Raw genomic sequence first — 14099 nt, forward strand, 5'->3', positions numbered from 1 at the left:
GGCCTTCCGGGATCGCACGGTGCCTCCGCTTCCTCGCCTCAACCAGTCGCCGCGCGATGCAGCGTTCGTGCAGGATCCGTATCCGTTCTACGAGCGCGCCCGCGCCGCGGGGCCGCTCTTCGACTGGGAGGAGTACGGCTTTCCCTGCGCGGCGGGGTATCGCGAGGTCAGCCTGCTTCTGAGGGACCGCCGCTTCGGGCGCGAGCCGCTCACCGGGCTCGCTCAGGAAGGGCCGGCGCATCTCAGGGATTTCCGCGCAGTCGATACGCTCTCCATGCTCGACCGCGAACCGCCCGCCCATACCCGCCTGCGCGGCCTCGTGCTGCGCGCCTTCACCTCGCGCCGGATCGCGGGGCTCGAGCCCGAGATCGGCGGGATTGCCGCCGATCTCCTCGAGCGGCTCGCGACGGCGGAGCAGGCTGATCTCATAAGGGACTTTGCCGAACCCCTGCCCGTCATCGTGATCTCGCGCCTTCTCGGCGTGCCCGACGCGATGGCGCCACAGCTGCTCGCCTGGTCCCACGCCATGGTCTCGATGTATCAGGCGCGGCGCGACCGGACCATCGAGGAGGCCGCAAACACGGCGGCGCGGGAGTTTTCTGCCTGGCTCCGCGCGCTCATCGACACGCGACGGCACGCCCCGGCCGATGACCTGCTGACGCATCTGATCGTGGCGGAGAGCGGAAACGAGCACCTCTCGACCGAAGAGATGATCGCAACCTGCATCCTGCTTCTCAACGCGGGCCACGAGGCGACCGTCCATGCGATCGGCAACGGGGTCCGGACACTTCTGCAGGTCGTGCCGGAGCCCGCAGCGGTCCTCGGGCCGGGGCAGATCGCGGGCACTTGCGAGGAGATCCTGCGGCACGATCCTCCCCTCCATCTCTTCACCCGAATCGCGCGGGAGGATGTCGCCCTCTTCGGACATCAGTTCCGGCGCGGTGAGACGGTCGGCTGCCTGCTGGCGGCGGCCAACCGGGATCCTGCGGTCTTTCCCGAGCCCGACCGGTTCCTGCCCCGCCGCCGGAACGCGGGCGCGCATCTTTCCTTCGGCGCCGGGATTCATTTCTGCCTCGGGGCGCCGCTCGCCCGCCTCGAGCTTCGCGTGGCGATTCCGGCGCTTTTCGCCCGTTTTCCGAAGCTCGCTCTCGCCGCGCCGCCGCGCTTTGCCGACCGTTTTCATTTCCGTGGCGTCGAAGCGCTGCCATCAGACTTGACCCGAATCTGATTGCAGCGGATCAGGTGACGTCCGCGCCTTCATTAACGAATCCTCCCGGCGCCGGTCCAAAAGACAAACACACTCACGCGAGGTGACACGTGCTCAAGAAGTTGTCTGCCGAGGCACTCGGCACATTCTGGCTGGTGTTCGGGGGCTGCGGCAGCGCCATTCTGGCAGCGGCCTTTCCCGAACTCGGCATCGGTTTTGTCGGCGTTGCGATAGCGTTCGGCCTCACCGTTCTGACCATGGCCTATGCCGTCGGCCCGATCTCCGGCGGCCATTTCAACCCCGCCGTCACGCTCGGGCTGGCGATTGCGGACCGCTGCGAGTGGAGCGATGTGATCCCCTACTGGGTCGCCCAGGTTCTCGGCGGCCTGCTCGCCGGCGCCCTGCTCTATGTCATTGCCTCCGGCACGCCGTTCGACATCACCGGCGACGCGCCGCTCTGGTCGCCCGGCAGCTTCGCCTCGAACGGCTACAATGATCTCTCGCCCGGCGGCTACAACATGATCTCCTGCCTGCTCATCGAGATCGTGCTGACCGCCTTCTTCCTGATCGTGATCCTCGGCGCGACGCAGCGCGGCGCTCCGGCAGGCTTCGCACCGATCGCGATCGGTCTCTGCCTCACGCTCATCCACCTGATCTCGATCCCGGTGACGAATACCTCGGTCAACCCGGCCCGCTCGACCGCGGTGGCGTTCTTTGCCGAGACCAATGCGGTTTCCCAGCTCTGGCTCTTCTGGGTCGCGCCGCTCGTGGGCGCCGCAATCGGCGCCTTCATCTGGGACACTGTCCTCGACAGCGATTGATCCCGACCGGGGCGGCGCGGGCCCGCGCCGCCTTTCCCCTCGCCCCTGGCCCCCGCCGCACCGCGCGGGTTGGCATGCGGTTTTCAGGGGAGGCCCCTCACGGTGCAAGCGAGGCTTTTCACCGTGAAAACGTGTCCATATCATTGAAATTACTAAATAAACCCATTAACAAAAGATGAATCAGGGCTAGCCCTCCCCCCTGGGGGCGGTCCGGTGGCAGGTCGCGATTTCCGCCCTCCCCGGCTTGGCGCGCGCGCGGCGAGCCGCTAGTCTCGCGGCCATGAAGGACGAGACATCCCACACCGATTCCGATGCCCTGATCCGCGACCCGGACGGCGGCGTGCCGCGGCTTCTGCGCATCATGGAGCGGCTCCGCGACCCGGAGACCGGCTGCCCCTGGGATATCGTCCAGAGCTTCGAGACCATCGTGCCCTACACGATCGAGGAGGCCTATGAGGTCGCCGATGCGATCGAGCGCCAGGACCATGCCGACCTGCGCGACGAGCTGGGCGACCTGCTGCTTCAGGTGGTCTATCATGCACAGATGGCGCGCGAGGCCGGGCATTTCGGTTTCGATGACGTTGCGCAGGCGATCTCGGACAAGATGGTGCGGCGGCACCCGCATGTCTTCGGCGACGAGAGCCGCGACAAGTCGCCGGAGGATCAGACCCGCGACTGGGAAACGATCAAGGCGGGCGAGCGCAAGGCGCAGGCCCGCGCCGCAAGTGCGCTCGACGGCGTCGCGGCGGGTCTGCCGGCGCTCACACGCGCGGTGAAGCTGCAGAACCGGGCCGCGCGCGTCGGCTTCGACTGGCCCGATGCCGGAGCCGTGCTCGAGAAGATCGCCGAGGAAACCGCTGAGCTCGTCGCCGAGCGTGACAGCGGCTCGCCCGAGACGGTCTACGAGGAATACGGCGACCTGCTCTTCGTGATGGCCAATCTGGCGCGGCACCTGAAGATCGACCCCGAGGCGGCGCTCCGTTCGGCCAACGCAAAGTTCACCCGGCGCTTCCATGGCATCGAGGCGGCGCTGCGCGCGGAAGGGCGCACGCCATCCGACAGCACCCTCGAGGAGATGGATGCGCTCTGGGACGCGGTCAAGCGCGCCGAACGGGAGGCCTGACGCCCCGCCCGTTCATGCGCGAGCACCAGAGTCAGTCATCCGCCTCGCAGAACAGGGTGTGCAGCGCGCTTATCAGGCGTTCCACCTTCTCATCGCCGATCGAATAGTAGATCGCCTTGCCATCCCGCCGGCTCTTCACGAGCCCTTCGAGACGGAGGCGCGCAAGCTGTTGCGACACCGCCGCCTGGCGCGCGCCGACCAACTCTTCGAGCTCGCTTACCGATCGCTCCCCCGCAACCAGATGGCACAGGATCATCAGCCGGCCCTCATGGGCAACGGCCTTCATCAGCTCTGCAGCGGCTTTGGCCTGCTCAGCCATCAGGCTTGCATCCGGCGCAGGGCCGATAGCCTCCGCAGTGGCCGCCCGGATCTCCATCCCAGCTACCTCTTCTTGCCTAAGATCATCTAATATAGATAATTATTCACGCGAATTGAAGTGCTCGCGCAGATCACCCGCAAGCCCCTGTATATCCGCATGCCGTACAGAAGTCACAGCCATCGCGGCGGATTACCGCAGCATGTCCGCATTCGGCGCAGATCCGCCCGGCCACGGCCACCTGCGCGTCATCCTCTTCGGGCACCGGGGCATCCGTCCAGAGCGCGGGGGCTCCCGCCACCGGATAGCCCTCGGCATCGAGCACACCGAGCATGGCGTAGCGATGGATGAGCAGCCGCGCGACATAGGCGATGGTGGAGGGCTGGACCGCCTGCTTCTCGGCCCCCGGCACACGGGCAAAGAAATCGCCCTGCGCTTCGGGAAGATCCTTGAGGCCGCGAAGCTTCTTGCCGATCCAGGCCGGATCGATCACCCGCATGTCGAGACTGAGGCTCTTGGTGAGCCCATTGAATTCAAGCGGATAGGCGCCGGAGAGCCAGACGCTGAACGGCCGCTTGGTGCCGTCGGGCAGCACGCATTCCTTCACGAACATCGCGAAATCGTCACCCGTCGTGGGATTGAGGATGTCCACCGTCCAGGAGAGCGTTCCGTCCGCGCCCGATTTCGGCTCCTTGCGCGAGAACATCGCATCGACGAGCGGGGTGCCGCGGCCTTCGTCATCGAAGACGCCGAGCCGCTCGCAGCGGTAGCGCACCACCTGGGCAAAAGCGGAGACATTGCCCGCCACCGGCTGGATGCGGCCGTCGGGCGGCATCGCGACGCGGTAGGGCGCACCGGGGGTCTTGGCGAGGCTGTCGAGCTTCAGCGCGAGCCAGCTGCTGTCCTGCGCGCGCATGTCCATGCTGAGGTTCTTGGCCAGCGCGCCGAGGCCGCGCGGGGTCTGCTCGCCGTTGACCCAGACCTCGAAAGGCTGGTTCCGGCCGTTCTCCACATGGCCGACGAAGACGGCGAAGCGGTTCTGCGGCGCCTCGACCATGTAGGTCCAGGAGGGCGAGCCGGCGGTGAGCTTCGGCCGGTGCGGCCAGCGCAGCGCCGCGAGCGCCACCTGCGGCGCGTCGCCGATGCGGATGCGGCGGTCGGGCTCGGACTGATCGAGATCCTGCGGCGTCTCCCCCTCGACGGAGAGGACCGCGCCGAGGACGCTGTTCGGGCGGTAGGTGGTGATGCCCTTCAGGCCTGCCTTCCAGGCCTCGAGGTAGAGATCCTCGAAATCTTCGAAGGGATAGTCCTCGGGCACGTTCACCGTCTTGGAGATGGCGGCGCAGATATAGGGCTGGATTGCCGCCTGCATCGCCATGTGATCCTTCGCCGCGATCTCGAGCGCGTTGCGGAAGGCAGGCGGCAGCTCCTTCGTGTTGCCGCCGCGGGCGCGCCAGAGCCGATAGGCGTGGTCCTCCACCCGGTATTCGCGCATGGAACCATCCGCCTCGCGCTTCTTGCGGGTGTAATACCAGGAATAGGCGGGTTCGATGCCGTTCGAGGCGTTGTCGGCGAAGGCGAGGCTGATCGTACCGGTCGGGGCAATCGAGAGGAGATGGCTGTTGCGCATCCCGTGCGCCCTGATTTCGGCGCGGATGTCCTCGGGCAGGCGTCCGGCCATGCCGGAGGCGAGGAAACGCTCGGCGTCGAAGAGCGGGAAGGCACCCTTCTCGCGCGCCAGCCCGATGGAGGCCCGGTAGGCGGCATCGCGCATCTGGCGGGTGACATCGGCGGCGAAGTCGCGCGCCTCGGCGCTGTCGTAGCGCAGCCCCATGAGGATGAGCGCATCGCCGAGACCGGTGAAGCCGAGGCCGATCCGGCGCTTGTTCTCGGCCTCCGCCGCCTGCTCGGGCAGCGGCCAGACGGTGGCGCTCAGCACGTTGTCGAGCATCCGCACCGCAGTGGTGACGCAGGCCGCGAAGGCCTCCCCCTCGAAGCGCGCGGCGGGGGTGAAGGGCTCGGAGACGAAGCGGGTGAGATCGATCGAGCCGAGGCAGCAGCAGCCGTAATCGGGGATCGGAATCTCGCCGCAGGGGTTCGTCGCCTCGATCCGCTCGATGTAGTGGAGGTTGTTCTCGGCATTGATCCGGTCGAGGAAGAGCACGCCGGGCTCGGCGGCCTCGTAGGTGTTGCGGGCGATGATCTGCCACAGCTCGCGGGCGCGGATCGTGGCATAGACCCAGCGCCCGTCGGCGCGCTTGTGGGCGCCATTGGCGATCTGGACCGGCGAGGGCTCGGCCTCGTGGACCAGCTCGAAGGTGGCATCCTTGTCGACCGCTTCCATGAAGACGTCGGTGACGCCGACCGAGATGTTGAAGTTGTTGAGCTTGCCCGCCTGTCGCTTCGCGCCGACGAATTCCATGATGTCGGGATGATCGCAGCGCAGCACGCCCATCTGTGCACCGCGCCGGGCGCCAGCCGATTCGACGGTCGCGCAGGACTGGTCGAAGACATGCATGTAGCTGATCGGGCCGGAGGCCGAGCTGTCGGTGCCGTGCACCCGGGCGCCGCGCGGGCGGATCGAGCTGAAATCGTAGCCGACCCCGCCGCCGCGGCGCATGGTTTCCGCCGCCTCGCGCAGCGCGTGATAGATGCCCGGCTTGCCGTCGACCCTGTCGGAGATCGAATCACCCACAGGTTGAACGAAGCAATTGATGAGGGTGACGGCGCGAATACCGGAACCGGCCGCGGAATTGATCCGGCCGCCGGGAATGAAGCCTGCCTCGAGCGTCTCGAGGAAGTCCTGCGCGTGCTCTTCGGGGTGCTCCTCGACCTCCGCAAGCCCTCGCGCGACCCGCAAACGCACGGCGCGGACCATTTCCGGGCCATCAAGGTCCTTTTCGGAGCCCTTGGCATATTTCTCGCGCAGCACGTCGAGGCTCACCTCCTGCCACGGGAGTCCGGCGCCGGCGGCGGGGGAAAAGGTCCGAAGGTCCGGCTTGTTCATGGAGACGCTGCCTCGTGCTGCGGTTGCGGGATCAGGATAGGGCCGCGCCCCTCTCCGGTCAATTCCGGCGCCCGTGGCGATTCCGGATGACGCCGCCCGAAATCCGACTATGTTGTGCGGAATGTGGACATCGATATCTAGGGATTGAGGCCATGACGGCCAAGGTGCATCTCGTCAAGCTCTGCGTTGGCGCGGAAGCCCTCTCCGATCTCGAAGAGTGGCAGAGACGGCGCGCCGCGGAAAAACGCGCGGCCGAACAGGATCCGCGCCCGATGCATGTGACCCGGATGTGGCCCCGGCGCGCAGACGAGCTGCTCGGCGGCGGCTCGCTCTACTGGGTCATCAAGGGCATGATCCTGGCGCGCCAGCAGATCGCCGAGCTTCGGAAATGCTTGGGCGAGGACGGGATCGAGCGCTGTGGCATCGTGCTGGAGCCGGAGATCGTGCGCGTCGCGCCGAGGCCGCGGCGCCCGTTCCAGGGCTGGCGCTATCTTTCGCCCGAGGATGCGCCGCCGGATCTGTCGGGTAGCGCCGAAGACGACCTCCCCCCCGCCCTCGCCGCAGAGCTCGCGGCCATCGGAATTGTCTGACATGACTCGCTTCAGAATTGCGGCCGGACTTGCGATCGGCCTGCTTCTCGCTCCGCTGCCTGCCGCCGCGAAGAGCCCGTTTGGCTACAACTGGGATGCAATCGGCGAGGAGTTCTGCCGCCTCACGCGCGCCAACGACATGGCCGGCATCGCGACCCTTCTGAGCCCGCAGCTGGTCGCGCTGCTCCGTCAGGCGGCGGCGCGGGGCGGGCTTCCCGAGGCGCAGACACTGTTCCAGACCTATGTGAACGTGGTGCCGGAGTGCACGGTTTCGACCCGCAATGCCGCACTGGTCGAGATCCGCCGCGGCGGACCGGGCGGCACCCCCGCCTGGGTCGATTATCTGGTGATCACGCCGGAGCCGGACGGCACCTCCCGCATCGACGACGTGCTCTTCGCCACGCGCAAGAGCGATACGCTACGCGCGCGCCTTGCCGTCTATGCCGGTCAGGGCTAGCGCGGACCCGTCGCGGCTCCCTTCATTTCAGAGCGAGCCGTGCACGGCTTCGGGATGCTCGCGGATGAAGTGGTGGAGCGTCGCGTAGAGCAGGCGGGCGCGGTCGAGATTGTCGGCGTGCAGGGCCGCGCGGATCTCGTCGCAGATCATCCGCTGCACCGCCTGCGGCCCCTTGTGCTGATGCATCAGGTAATCCGCCATGGCCGCGGCGGCGACAATTCCGCTCACATGCTCATGCTCCCCGATTGCCGCGACCTCGTCGACGGACAGGTCCGTCATGTCCACAATTTCCTCCGGTGTAATCATGGCAGATTCTCCTCTCGGAATATGGATCAGAGTTACGCCCTGCGGCGCCGGGCGCCTTGACCGGCATCAATCAGAGCGGGGTTAACCCTCTGCTAACCATCTGATTGACCAAAACAGTCGTAAAAGTCATTTTCTGGCAATGGGGATTGCGGTTCGGGGGATCTGCATGAGGGGCTTTTTGAAAATTGTGCTGCCGCTTTGTGCGGTGGCGATCCTGAGTGCCTGTTCGGGAGACAAACCGATCGTGACGCCAACCGAGAGCGGCGGCTACAAGCCCGATGGAATCGTCTCGATGTCCTCGACGGTCTCGCTCTTCCACCCGTTCTTGCCGGACTGGTCGGACGCACAGGCGGGCGCCGACAAGCGCTGCCGCTCCTGGGGCTACAAGCGGGCGACGGATTTCACCGGATCGCGCGAATTCTGCAAGGCTTGGGACCGCCATGGCCGGTGCATGGAGATGCAGCTCACCCGCTACTACGAATGCACCGAGTGAGCTGATGCGGGCGGCCCAAGCCCAAGGAGCGGGCCGGCCGCGCGCCTAGTTCAGCACGACATGTGCGGACGGGTAGCGATAGTTCGACTGGTTTGAGCCGTAGCCGCCGCCGTACCATCCCATCCCGACACCCACGCCATTGCCGCCGCCGCCGGTGCCGACGGAAACACCGACCGCCGGCCAGCCACCGAGACCGCGCTCGGCAAACGGCTCCGGGGCTACCTCGACCCGGCCCGAGGCCGAGCCGGCAGTGCAGCTCACGGAGACCTGCGGCGACTGCGCCCCGTAATAGGGCATGAGAATGCGGGCGGGAGACACCGTCTCGGCCGAGTAGAGCCCGGATTCGGCCACGCAGCGCGCGCCGGTGATCTCGCTGCGATCCGGCGCGAAGGTACGCACGACAAGATCCATCTCACCTTGAGCGGCCGGCGTCGCAACCCCCGGCTTCGGCACCGCCCGCGTCACATTCGCCCCGGCGGGCAGGCGCTCCTGTGGCGAGCAGGCGGCGAGACCGACGGCCAGAAGGGCAAGTACGGCAGCGCGCATCAGCTCGCACCGAGCATGTTGACCTGGATGGTGCCGTGATACCCGATGCCGAACGGCCCCTTCTGCGGCGGCAGCTCGGTTCCGCCCGAGAGCCCCGGCGCGGTGCAGGTCGCAACGAGAGCCGGCGTTTCCGGCTCGAGGATCGGAACGGCGAGCAGCACCGGCGTGGCGGCGACCACGGCACCGTAGGGGGTCGTGGTGACGGTGCAGCGGGCACCGGCGATTTCTTCCTGCACGCCATCGGCGCCCACACGGTAGGTCCGGAGCGCGATGCGCTCGTAGCGCAGAGGCGGGGCGACGATGTCGGCGCCCGGATTTGTCAGAACGACCTCGCTCAGGTCGCGGTCGGTGAACGGAACGCTCGCCCCGGAACAGGCCGAAAGGGCGAGAAGGCCCGCAAGCCAGACGGATCGCTTCATGGGATGGGTCCTTTTCGGCACGGGTCAGAGGCCCGTCGTGACGGAATTGCGCACCCGCCAGGCGAGCCAGGCGAGCGCACCGCCTTCGGTGATGAGCTGTATGCCGAGCAGGATGCCAAGCAGCCAGGCCGCCGCGCCGGGCAGGTTTCCGATGAGAACGATGGCGCAGAGGATCGCGATGAGGCCGCTGGCGAGGATCCAGCCCCAGTCGGGCATCGGCCGGATCATCAGGGCAAAGACCACGCGCGCGATGCCGCCGACCATGAAAAGCACGAGCATGAGCAGGGTGATTGCCACGACGCCCGCCTCGGGGTGCGAGATGAGCAGGTAACCGACGATGATCTGGAGCGCCGTCGAGACGAGCTGCATCCAGAAATAGGGCACTTGGGTCGCGCCGATCAGGGTGATGCTCTGGAAGACGCCGCTGATGACGAGAAGCCAGCCCAGCACCTCGATGAGCCCGGTGCTCATGAGCGCCGGAAAGAGCAGCGCGAGCACGCCCGCCACGACCATGACGCCGCCCTGGATGAGAAAGAGGAGTGAGCGCTTGCGGATCGTGTCCCGCACCGCCTGGCGCAGGACCGCGGAGGCATCGTTTACGGTGATCGACATGGGGCGTCCCTCTCAGCAGCCGGACCGGATACTGTGTCGAACCTAGCCGTTTTGCGGCGCCTGTCCAGACGCCGCCGTCAGCGCAGCATCACGTGCACATCCGGATAGCCCGAAACCGGCACCGCCCCGGCGGGCCAGCCCCAGCCGCCCCACGGGCCACCGTAGTAATAGCCCGGCGGTCCCAAGCCGTAACCGGCGTAGCCACCCGGCGGATAGGCCCAGTCGGTTTCGACCGGCACCTCGGCCCGGCCGCTCCACTCCTCCGCCTGACAGGTGATGGAGAGCTCGGGCGATTGCGGGCCGAAATTCGGCAGCTTGAGCCGCGCCGGGGTGGTGAAACGGGTGGCGTAGAGAATCGTGTCGAGCTCGCAGACCGCGCCTGTCACCTCGCGGCGGGTGTTTTCCTCCGCGGGCAGGAAGGTGCGCACGACGAGATCGGCCTCGCCCTGCACGTTGTCGAATTTCGCCCCCGACACGGTGACGACGTTTTCCACCGGCACGCCCCCCGCGCAGGCCGCAAGCGGCAGCAGGGCAACAAGCATTGTTCTCGCCTTCACCGGATCCTCCCCAGCAGCCTCATTCCGCCGCGTGGACCTGCGGCGCTCCGGCTTGGTCGAATGCAGCGAGCAGCTCCTCGCGCCGCTTTGCCGCCTGCCTGGCAGCCGCCATCTTGACCGGCCCGAAGCCTCGGATGTCAAGCGGCAGCGCCGCCAGTTCGATGGCGCTCACCCGGTTGTCAGAAGACAGGCCCTTTTCGAGCCTGTCGATGTCCTGCTCGTATTCGGTGATGAGCGCGCGTTCGAGGCGGCGCTCCTCCGTACGCCCGAACGGGTCAAGCCAGGTGCCGCGCAGGCCCTTGAGGCGGGCAAGGAGGCGGAGGTATTTCATCAGGCCCGGCCCGAACTCGCGCTTCTCGGGACGCCCGTCGGGGCCGGTCCGCGCGCTGATCGGCGGCGAGAGCAGGAAGCGTACGGAGCGGATCCCGACGAAATGCCGTTCCAAGGCCGGGCCGAGATGCTCGGCGTGGAGCCGCGCGACCTCGTATTCATCCTTGTAGGCGAGCAGTTTATGATAGCCCCGCGCCACCGCCGCGCCGAAATCGGCATCGGCGGCGCGGGCGCGGGCGACGCGCGCGCGATAGCGTTCGGCGAGCGCCCGGTTCTGGTATTTCTCGAGATGCACCGCGCGGCGGTCGACCAGTGCCGCGAAGCTCTCGTCGGGTGCGGCTTCCGGCGCAAGGCGCGCAGCGGCCTCGGCGGGATGCGCCACCGCCCAGCGTCCGATGCCGAAGGCGCGCGTGTTGCCCGCGGCATCGGCGCCGTTGAGCTCGATCGCCTTGAGGATCGCCTCTTCCCCGAGCGGGACGAGCCCCGCCTGCCAGGCCGCGCCGAGGAGAAGGACATTCGCGTAGATCGCATCACCGAGCAGGCGCTCGGCCAGCTTTGTCGCATCGAGCATGGCGAGGGCGTCGTCACCGAGGCGCGCGCGCAGCGCAATGCCGAGCCGGTCGGTCGGAAGCTGGAAGGTCCGGTCGCGGGTGAAATCGCCGGTGACGATCTCATGGGTGTTGACGATGGCCCGCGTTCTGCCGCGGGTGGTGAGGCCGAGTGTTTTCGCCCCGGCCGAGACGACGAGATCGCCGCCGATCAGCGCATCGGCCTCGCCGACGGCAACCCGGATCGCGGAAATGTCGTCGGGGCGAGCGGCGAGGCGGCAATGGATATGGACCGCGCCCCCCTTCTGGGCGAGCCCGGCCATTTCCATCACGCCGGCGCCCTTGCCCTCGAGATGGGCCGCCATGGCGAGGAGCGCGCCGACCGTGACGACGCCGGTGCCGCCGACGCCGGTGATGACGATGTTCCAGGTGCCGTCGATTGCGGGGAGCTCCGGCCGGGCAAGATGCGGCAGGTCGAGATCGGTCGGGGCCTCCTTCTTTGGCCGCGCCCCTTCGAGCACGACGAAACTCGGGCAGAAGCCCTTGAGGCAGGAATAGTCCTTGTTGCAGCTCGACTGATCGATCTCGCGCTTGCGTCCGAAGGGCGTCTCGAGCGGCAGGATCGAGACGCAGTTCGACTGAACGCCGCAATCGCCGCAGCCCTCGCAGACCTCCGGATTGATGAAGACGCGCCGGTCCGGGTCGGGGAAGGCGCCGCGCTTGCGCCGCCGCCGCTTTTCCGCCGCACAGGTCTGGATATAGACGATGGCAGAGACACCCTTCACGCGCTCGAGGGCCTTCTGCACCTGATCAAGCTCGTCGCGCGGGCGGATCGGCACACCGGAGGGAAAGGCCCCCTCGTCGATGCCTTCCTTCGGGTCATGCACCACGACAACCTCGCGCACGCCCATCGCCAGCAGTTCGCGTGTGATCTGCTCGGGCGAGAGCCCGCCGTCATTCGGCTGGCCACCCGTCATCGCGACAGCATCGTTGTAGAGGATCTTGTAGGTGATGTTGACGCCCGCAGCGAGTGCAGCCCGGATCGCCTGCACACCGGAATGGTTGTAGGTGCCGTCGCCCAGGTTCTGAAAGATGTGCGGCCGTGTCGAGAACGGCGCCTCGCCGATCCAGTTGGCCCCCTCGCCGCCCATATGGGTGAAGCCCTCGGTATTCCGGCCCATCCACTGCACCATGTAGTGGCAGCCGATCCCGGCATAGCCGCGCGCGCCCTCGGGCAGCCTGGTCGAGGTGTTGTGCGGGCAGCCGGAACAGAACCACGGCCGCCGGAGCGCGATATCCTCGGCATTGTCGGCCCGCGCGGCCTCATCGAGACGGGCGCGCCGCGTGACGAGTTCTTCGGTCTCGATGCCTTCCGCAGCGAGGAGCGCCCCAAGCTTGCGGGCGATCGTCACCGGATCGAGCGCGCTCTTGACCGAAAACAGCGTCTCGCCCTGTTCGTCCTTCCAGCCCACCACGCGGCGGCCATGGCGTTCGTCGAAGATCGCTTCCTTGATCTGCACCTCGACGAGCTTGCGCTTTTCCTCGACGACGATCATCAGCTCGAGATCGTGCGCCCATTCGCGGAATGAGGCCATGTCGAGCGGCCAGACCATGCCGACCTTGTATGTGGTGATCCCGAGCGCCTCGGCCCGCGCCGCATCGAGGCCGAGCAACTGAAGCGCATGCTGGGTATCGAGCCAGCTCTTGCCACAGGAGACGATACCGATCCGCGCCCCGGGGCGGCCCCAGACGCGTCTGTCGATCCGGTTTGCCCGGCCGAAGGCCTCGGCCGCGAACCGCTTGTAGTCATGCAGCCGCGCTTCCTGAGCGACAGGCGTATCGCCGAGCCGAATGTTAAGCCTATCGGGTGGCAGGGCGAAATCCGACGGCGTGACGATCTTCAGCCGGTCGGGATCGCCATCGACCACCGCCGTCACCTCGATCGTGTCCTTGACGCACTTGAGCCCGACCCAGCAGCCGCAATACCGCGAGAGGGCCCAGCCGAGGATGGCATAATCGAGCACTTCCTGCACGCCCGCCGGCGAGAGGATCGGCATGAGCACATCGACAAGCGCGAATTCCGACTGGTGCAGCACCGTCGAGCTCTCGCCCGTGTGGTCATCGCCCATGCAGGCAACGACCCCGCCAAGCGGTGCCGTTCCGGCCATGTTGGCGTGGCGGAGCACGTCCCCCGAGCGGTCCACGCCCGGCCCCTTGCCGTACCAGAGGCCGAAGACGCCATCGACACGGCCTTCGCCGCGGAGGGCGACCTGCTGCGTACCCCAGAGCGCGGTGGCGGCGAGATCCTCGTTCAGGCCGGGCTGGAAGACGATGTCAGCGGCATCGAGCGCCTTCCGCGCGCGGGTCATCTGGATATCGACACCGCCCAGCGGCGAGCCGCGATAGCCCGTGGCATAGCCGGCAGTAGACAGGCCTGCCGCTTCATCGCGGGCCTTCTGCATGAGCATCGCGCGGACAAGGGCCTGCGTGCCGTTCAGAAGAACGTGGCGTCTGGCAAGGTCGAACCTGTCAGCCAGAGAGACCTGGGCAAGTGTCATATCCCCTCCCGGTTTGCGTTGGAGTTATGTTCCCCATTGAGGTTAGTATAGGTCAGATCGGGTGACCGAAGAAGGGGGATGGGGCGCACCGTTGCGCGAGTATCTGCCGTCGTCGGGGTTTCACATGTCACATATCACGACAAATTCACCGTCTGTCGGCACATGAACGCGGCTTTGAGCACAACATGTGGTATCGCCAGCGGGCAACC

At 67.1% G+C, this 14099-nt stretch carries 14 protein-coding genes; 6 read left to right on the forward strand and 8 right to left on the reverse strand.

Annotated features, from left to right (window positions below; translation table 11 throughout):
- The first annotated feature begins 19 nt into the window (after positions 1-19).
- The 3 genes from ACF66B_RS09745 (at position 20) to mazG (ending at position 3151) form a co-directional block, all read left to right on the forward strand.
- The gene (locus ACF66B_RS09745) at positions 20-1228 is read left to right on the forward strand and encodes a cytochrome P450 (RefSeq protein ID WP_111430983.1); all 1209 of its coding nucleotides are present in this window, start codon (positions 20-22) and stop codon (positions 1226-1228) included.
- Positions 1229-1317: 89 nt separating this feature from the next.
- Complete coding sequence (gene aqpZ / locus ACF66B_RS09750) at positions 1318-2028, forward strand: aquaporin Z (RefSeq protein WP_111430984.1); 711 nt, start codon at positions 1318-1320, stop codon at positions 2026-2028.
- A gap of 280 nt (positions 2029-2308) precedes the next feature.
- Positions 2309-3151 (forward strand): nucleoside triphosphate pyrophosphohydrolase, encoded by an 843-nt coding sequence (gene mazG, locus ACF66B_RS09755; RefSeq protein ID WP_111430985.1) that lies wholly within the window; start codon positions 2309-2311, stop codon positions 3149-3151.
- 31 nt (positions 3152-3182) lie between these two features.
- Here mazG and ACF66B_RS09760 read toward each other — a convergent pair whose 3' ends face one another.
- Entirely contained in the window at positions 3183-3527 is a 345-nt protein-coding gene (locus ACF66B_RS09760; protein ID WP_111430986.1) for a metalloregulator ArsR/SmtB family transcription factor, read from the reverse strand.
- Positions 3528-3600: 73 nt separating this feature from the next.
- Positions 3601-6474, reverse strand: coding sequence for an adenosylcobalamin-dependent ribonucleoside-diphosphate reductase (locus ACF66B_RS09765; RefSeq protein WP_111430987.1), 2874 nt, complete (start codon positions 6472-6474; stop codon positions 3601-3603).
- 152 nt (positions 6475-6626) lie between these two features.
- On the opposite strand from ACF66B_RS09765, the gene ACF66B_RS09770 reads away from it, so the two are divergent.
- On the forward strand, positions 6627-7064 hold the full coding sequence (locus ACF66B_RS09770; RefSeq protein WP_111430988.1) for a DUF1489 domain-containing protein: 438 nt from the start codon (positions 6627-6629) through the stop codon (positions 7062-7064).
- A gap of 1 nt (position 7065) precedes the next feature.
- Entirely contained in the window at positions 7066-7521 is a 456-nt protein-coding gene (locus tag ACF66B_RS09775; RefSeq protein WP_111430989.1) for a hypothetical protein, read from the forward strand.
- Positions 7522-7548: 27 nt separating this feature from the next.
- Here ACF66B_RS09775 and ACF66B_RS09780 read toward each other — a convergent pair whose 3' ends face one another.
- Positions 7549-7800 carry a hypothetical protein gene (locus ACF66B_RS09780; protein WP_162683358.1) on the reverse strand — a complete coding sequence of 84 codons (252 nt, stop codon included), beginning with the start codon at positions 7798-7800 and terminating at the stop codon, positions 7549-7551.
- 271 nt (positions 7801-8071) lie between these two features.
- Between ACF66B_RS09780 and yecR the strand changes: the two genes are divergently transcribed.
- Complete coding sequence (gene yecR, locus ACF66B_RS09785; protein ID WP_162683359.1) at positions 8072-8320, forward strand: YecR family lipoprotein; 249 nt, start codon at positions 8072-8074, stop codon at positions 8318-8320.
- Between the two features lie 45 nt (positions 8321-8365).
- On the opposite strand, the gene ACF66B_RS09790 is transcribed toward yecR, so the two are convergent.
- From ACF66B_RS09790 to ACF66B_RS09810, 5 genes are all read right to left on the reverse strand, one after another.
- Positions 8366-8866 (reverse strand): hypothetical protein, encoded by a 501-nt coding sequence (locus ACF66B_RS09790; RefSeq protein ID WP_111430992.1) that lies wholly within the window; start codon positions 8864-8866, stop codon positions 8366-8368.
- The gene (locus ACF66B_RS09795; RefSeq protein WP_111430993.1) at positions 8866-9285 is read right to left on the reverse strand and encodes a hypothetical protein; all 420 of its coding nucleotides are present in this window, start codon (positions 9283-9285) and stop codon (positions 8866-8868) included. The genes ACF66B_RS09790 and ACF66B_RS09795 overlap by 1 nt, the downstream gene beginning before the upstream one ends.
- Before the next feature lie 24 nt (positions 9286-9309).
- On the reverse strand, positions 9310-9897 hold the full coding sequence (locus tag ACF66B_RS09800; RefSeq protein WP_392662457.1) for an HdeD family acid-resistance protein: 588 nt from the start codon (positions 9895-9897) through the stop codon (positions 9310-9312).
- A gap of 77 nt (positions 9898-9974) precedes the next feature.
- The gene (locus tag ACF66B_RS09805) at positions 9975-10454 is read right to left on the reverse strand and encodes a hypothetical protein (RefSeq protein ID WP_162683360.1); all 480 of its coding nucleotides are present in this window, start codon (positions 10452-10454) and stop codon (positions 9975-9977) included.
- Positions 10455-10473: 19 nt separating this feature from the next.
- Positions 10474-13890, reverse strand: a complete 3417-nt coding sequence (locus ACF66B_RS09810; RefSeq protein ID WP_111430995.1) for an indolepyruvate ferredoxin oxidoreductase family protein — start codon at positions 13888-13890, stop codon at positions 10474-10476.
- Positions 13891-14099: the final 209 nt, after the last annotated feature.

Origin of the sequence: Amaricoccus sp. B4, assembly GCF_043226085.1 — a bacterium.
Lineage (GTDB): Bacteria > Pseudomonadota > Alphaproteobacteria > Rhodobacterales > Rhodobacteraceae > Amaricoccus.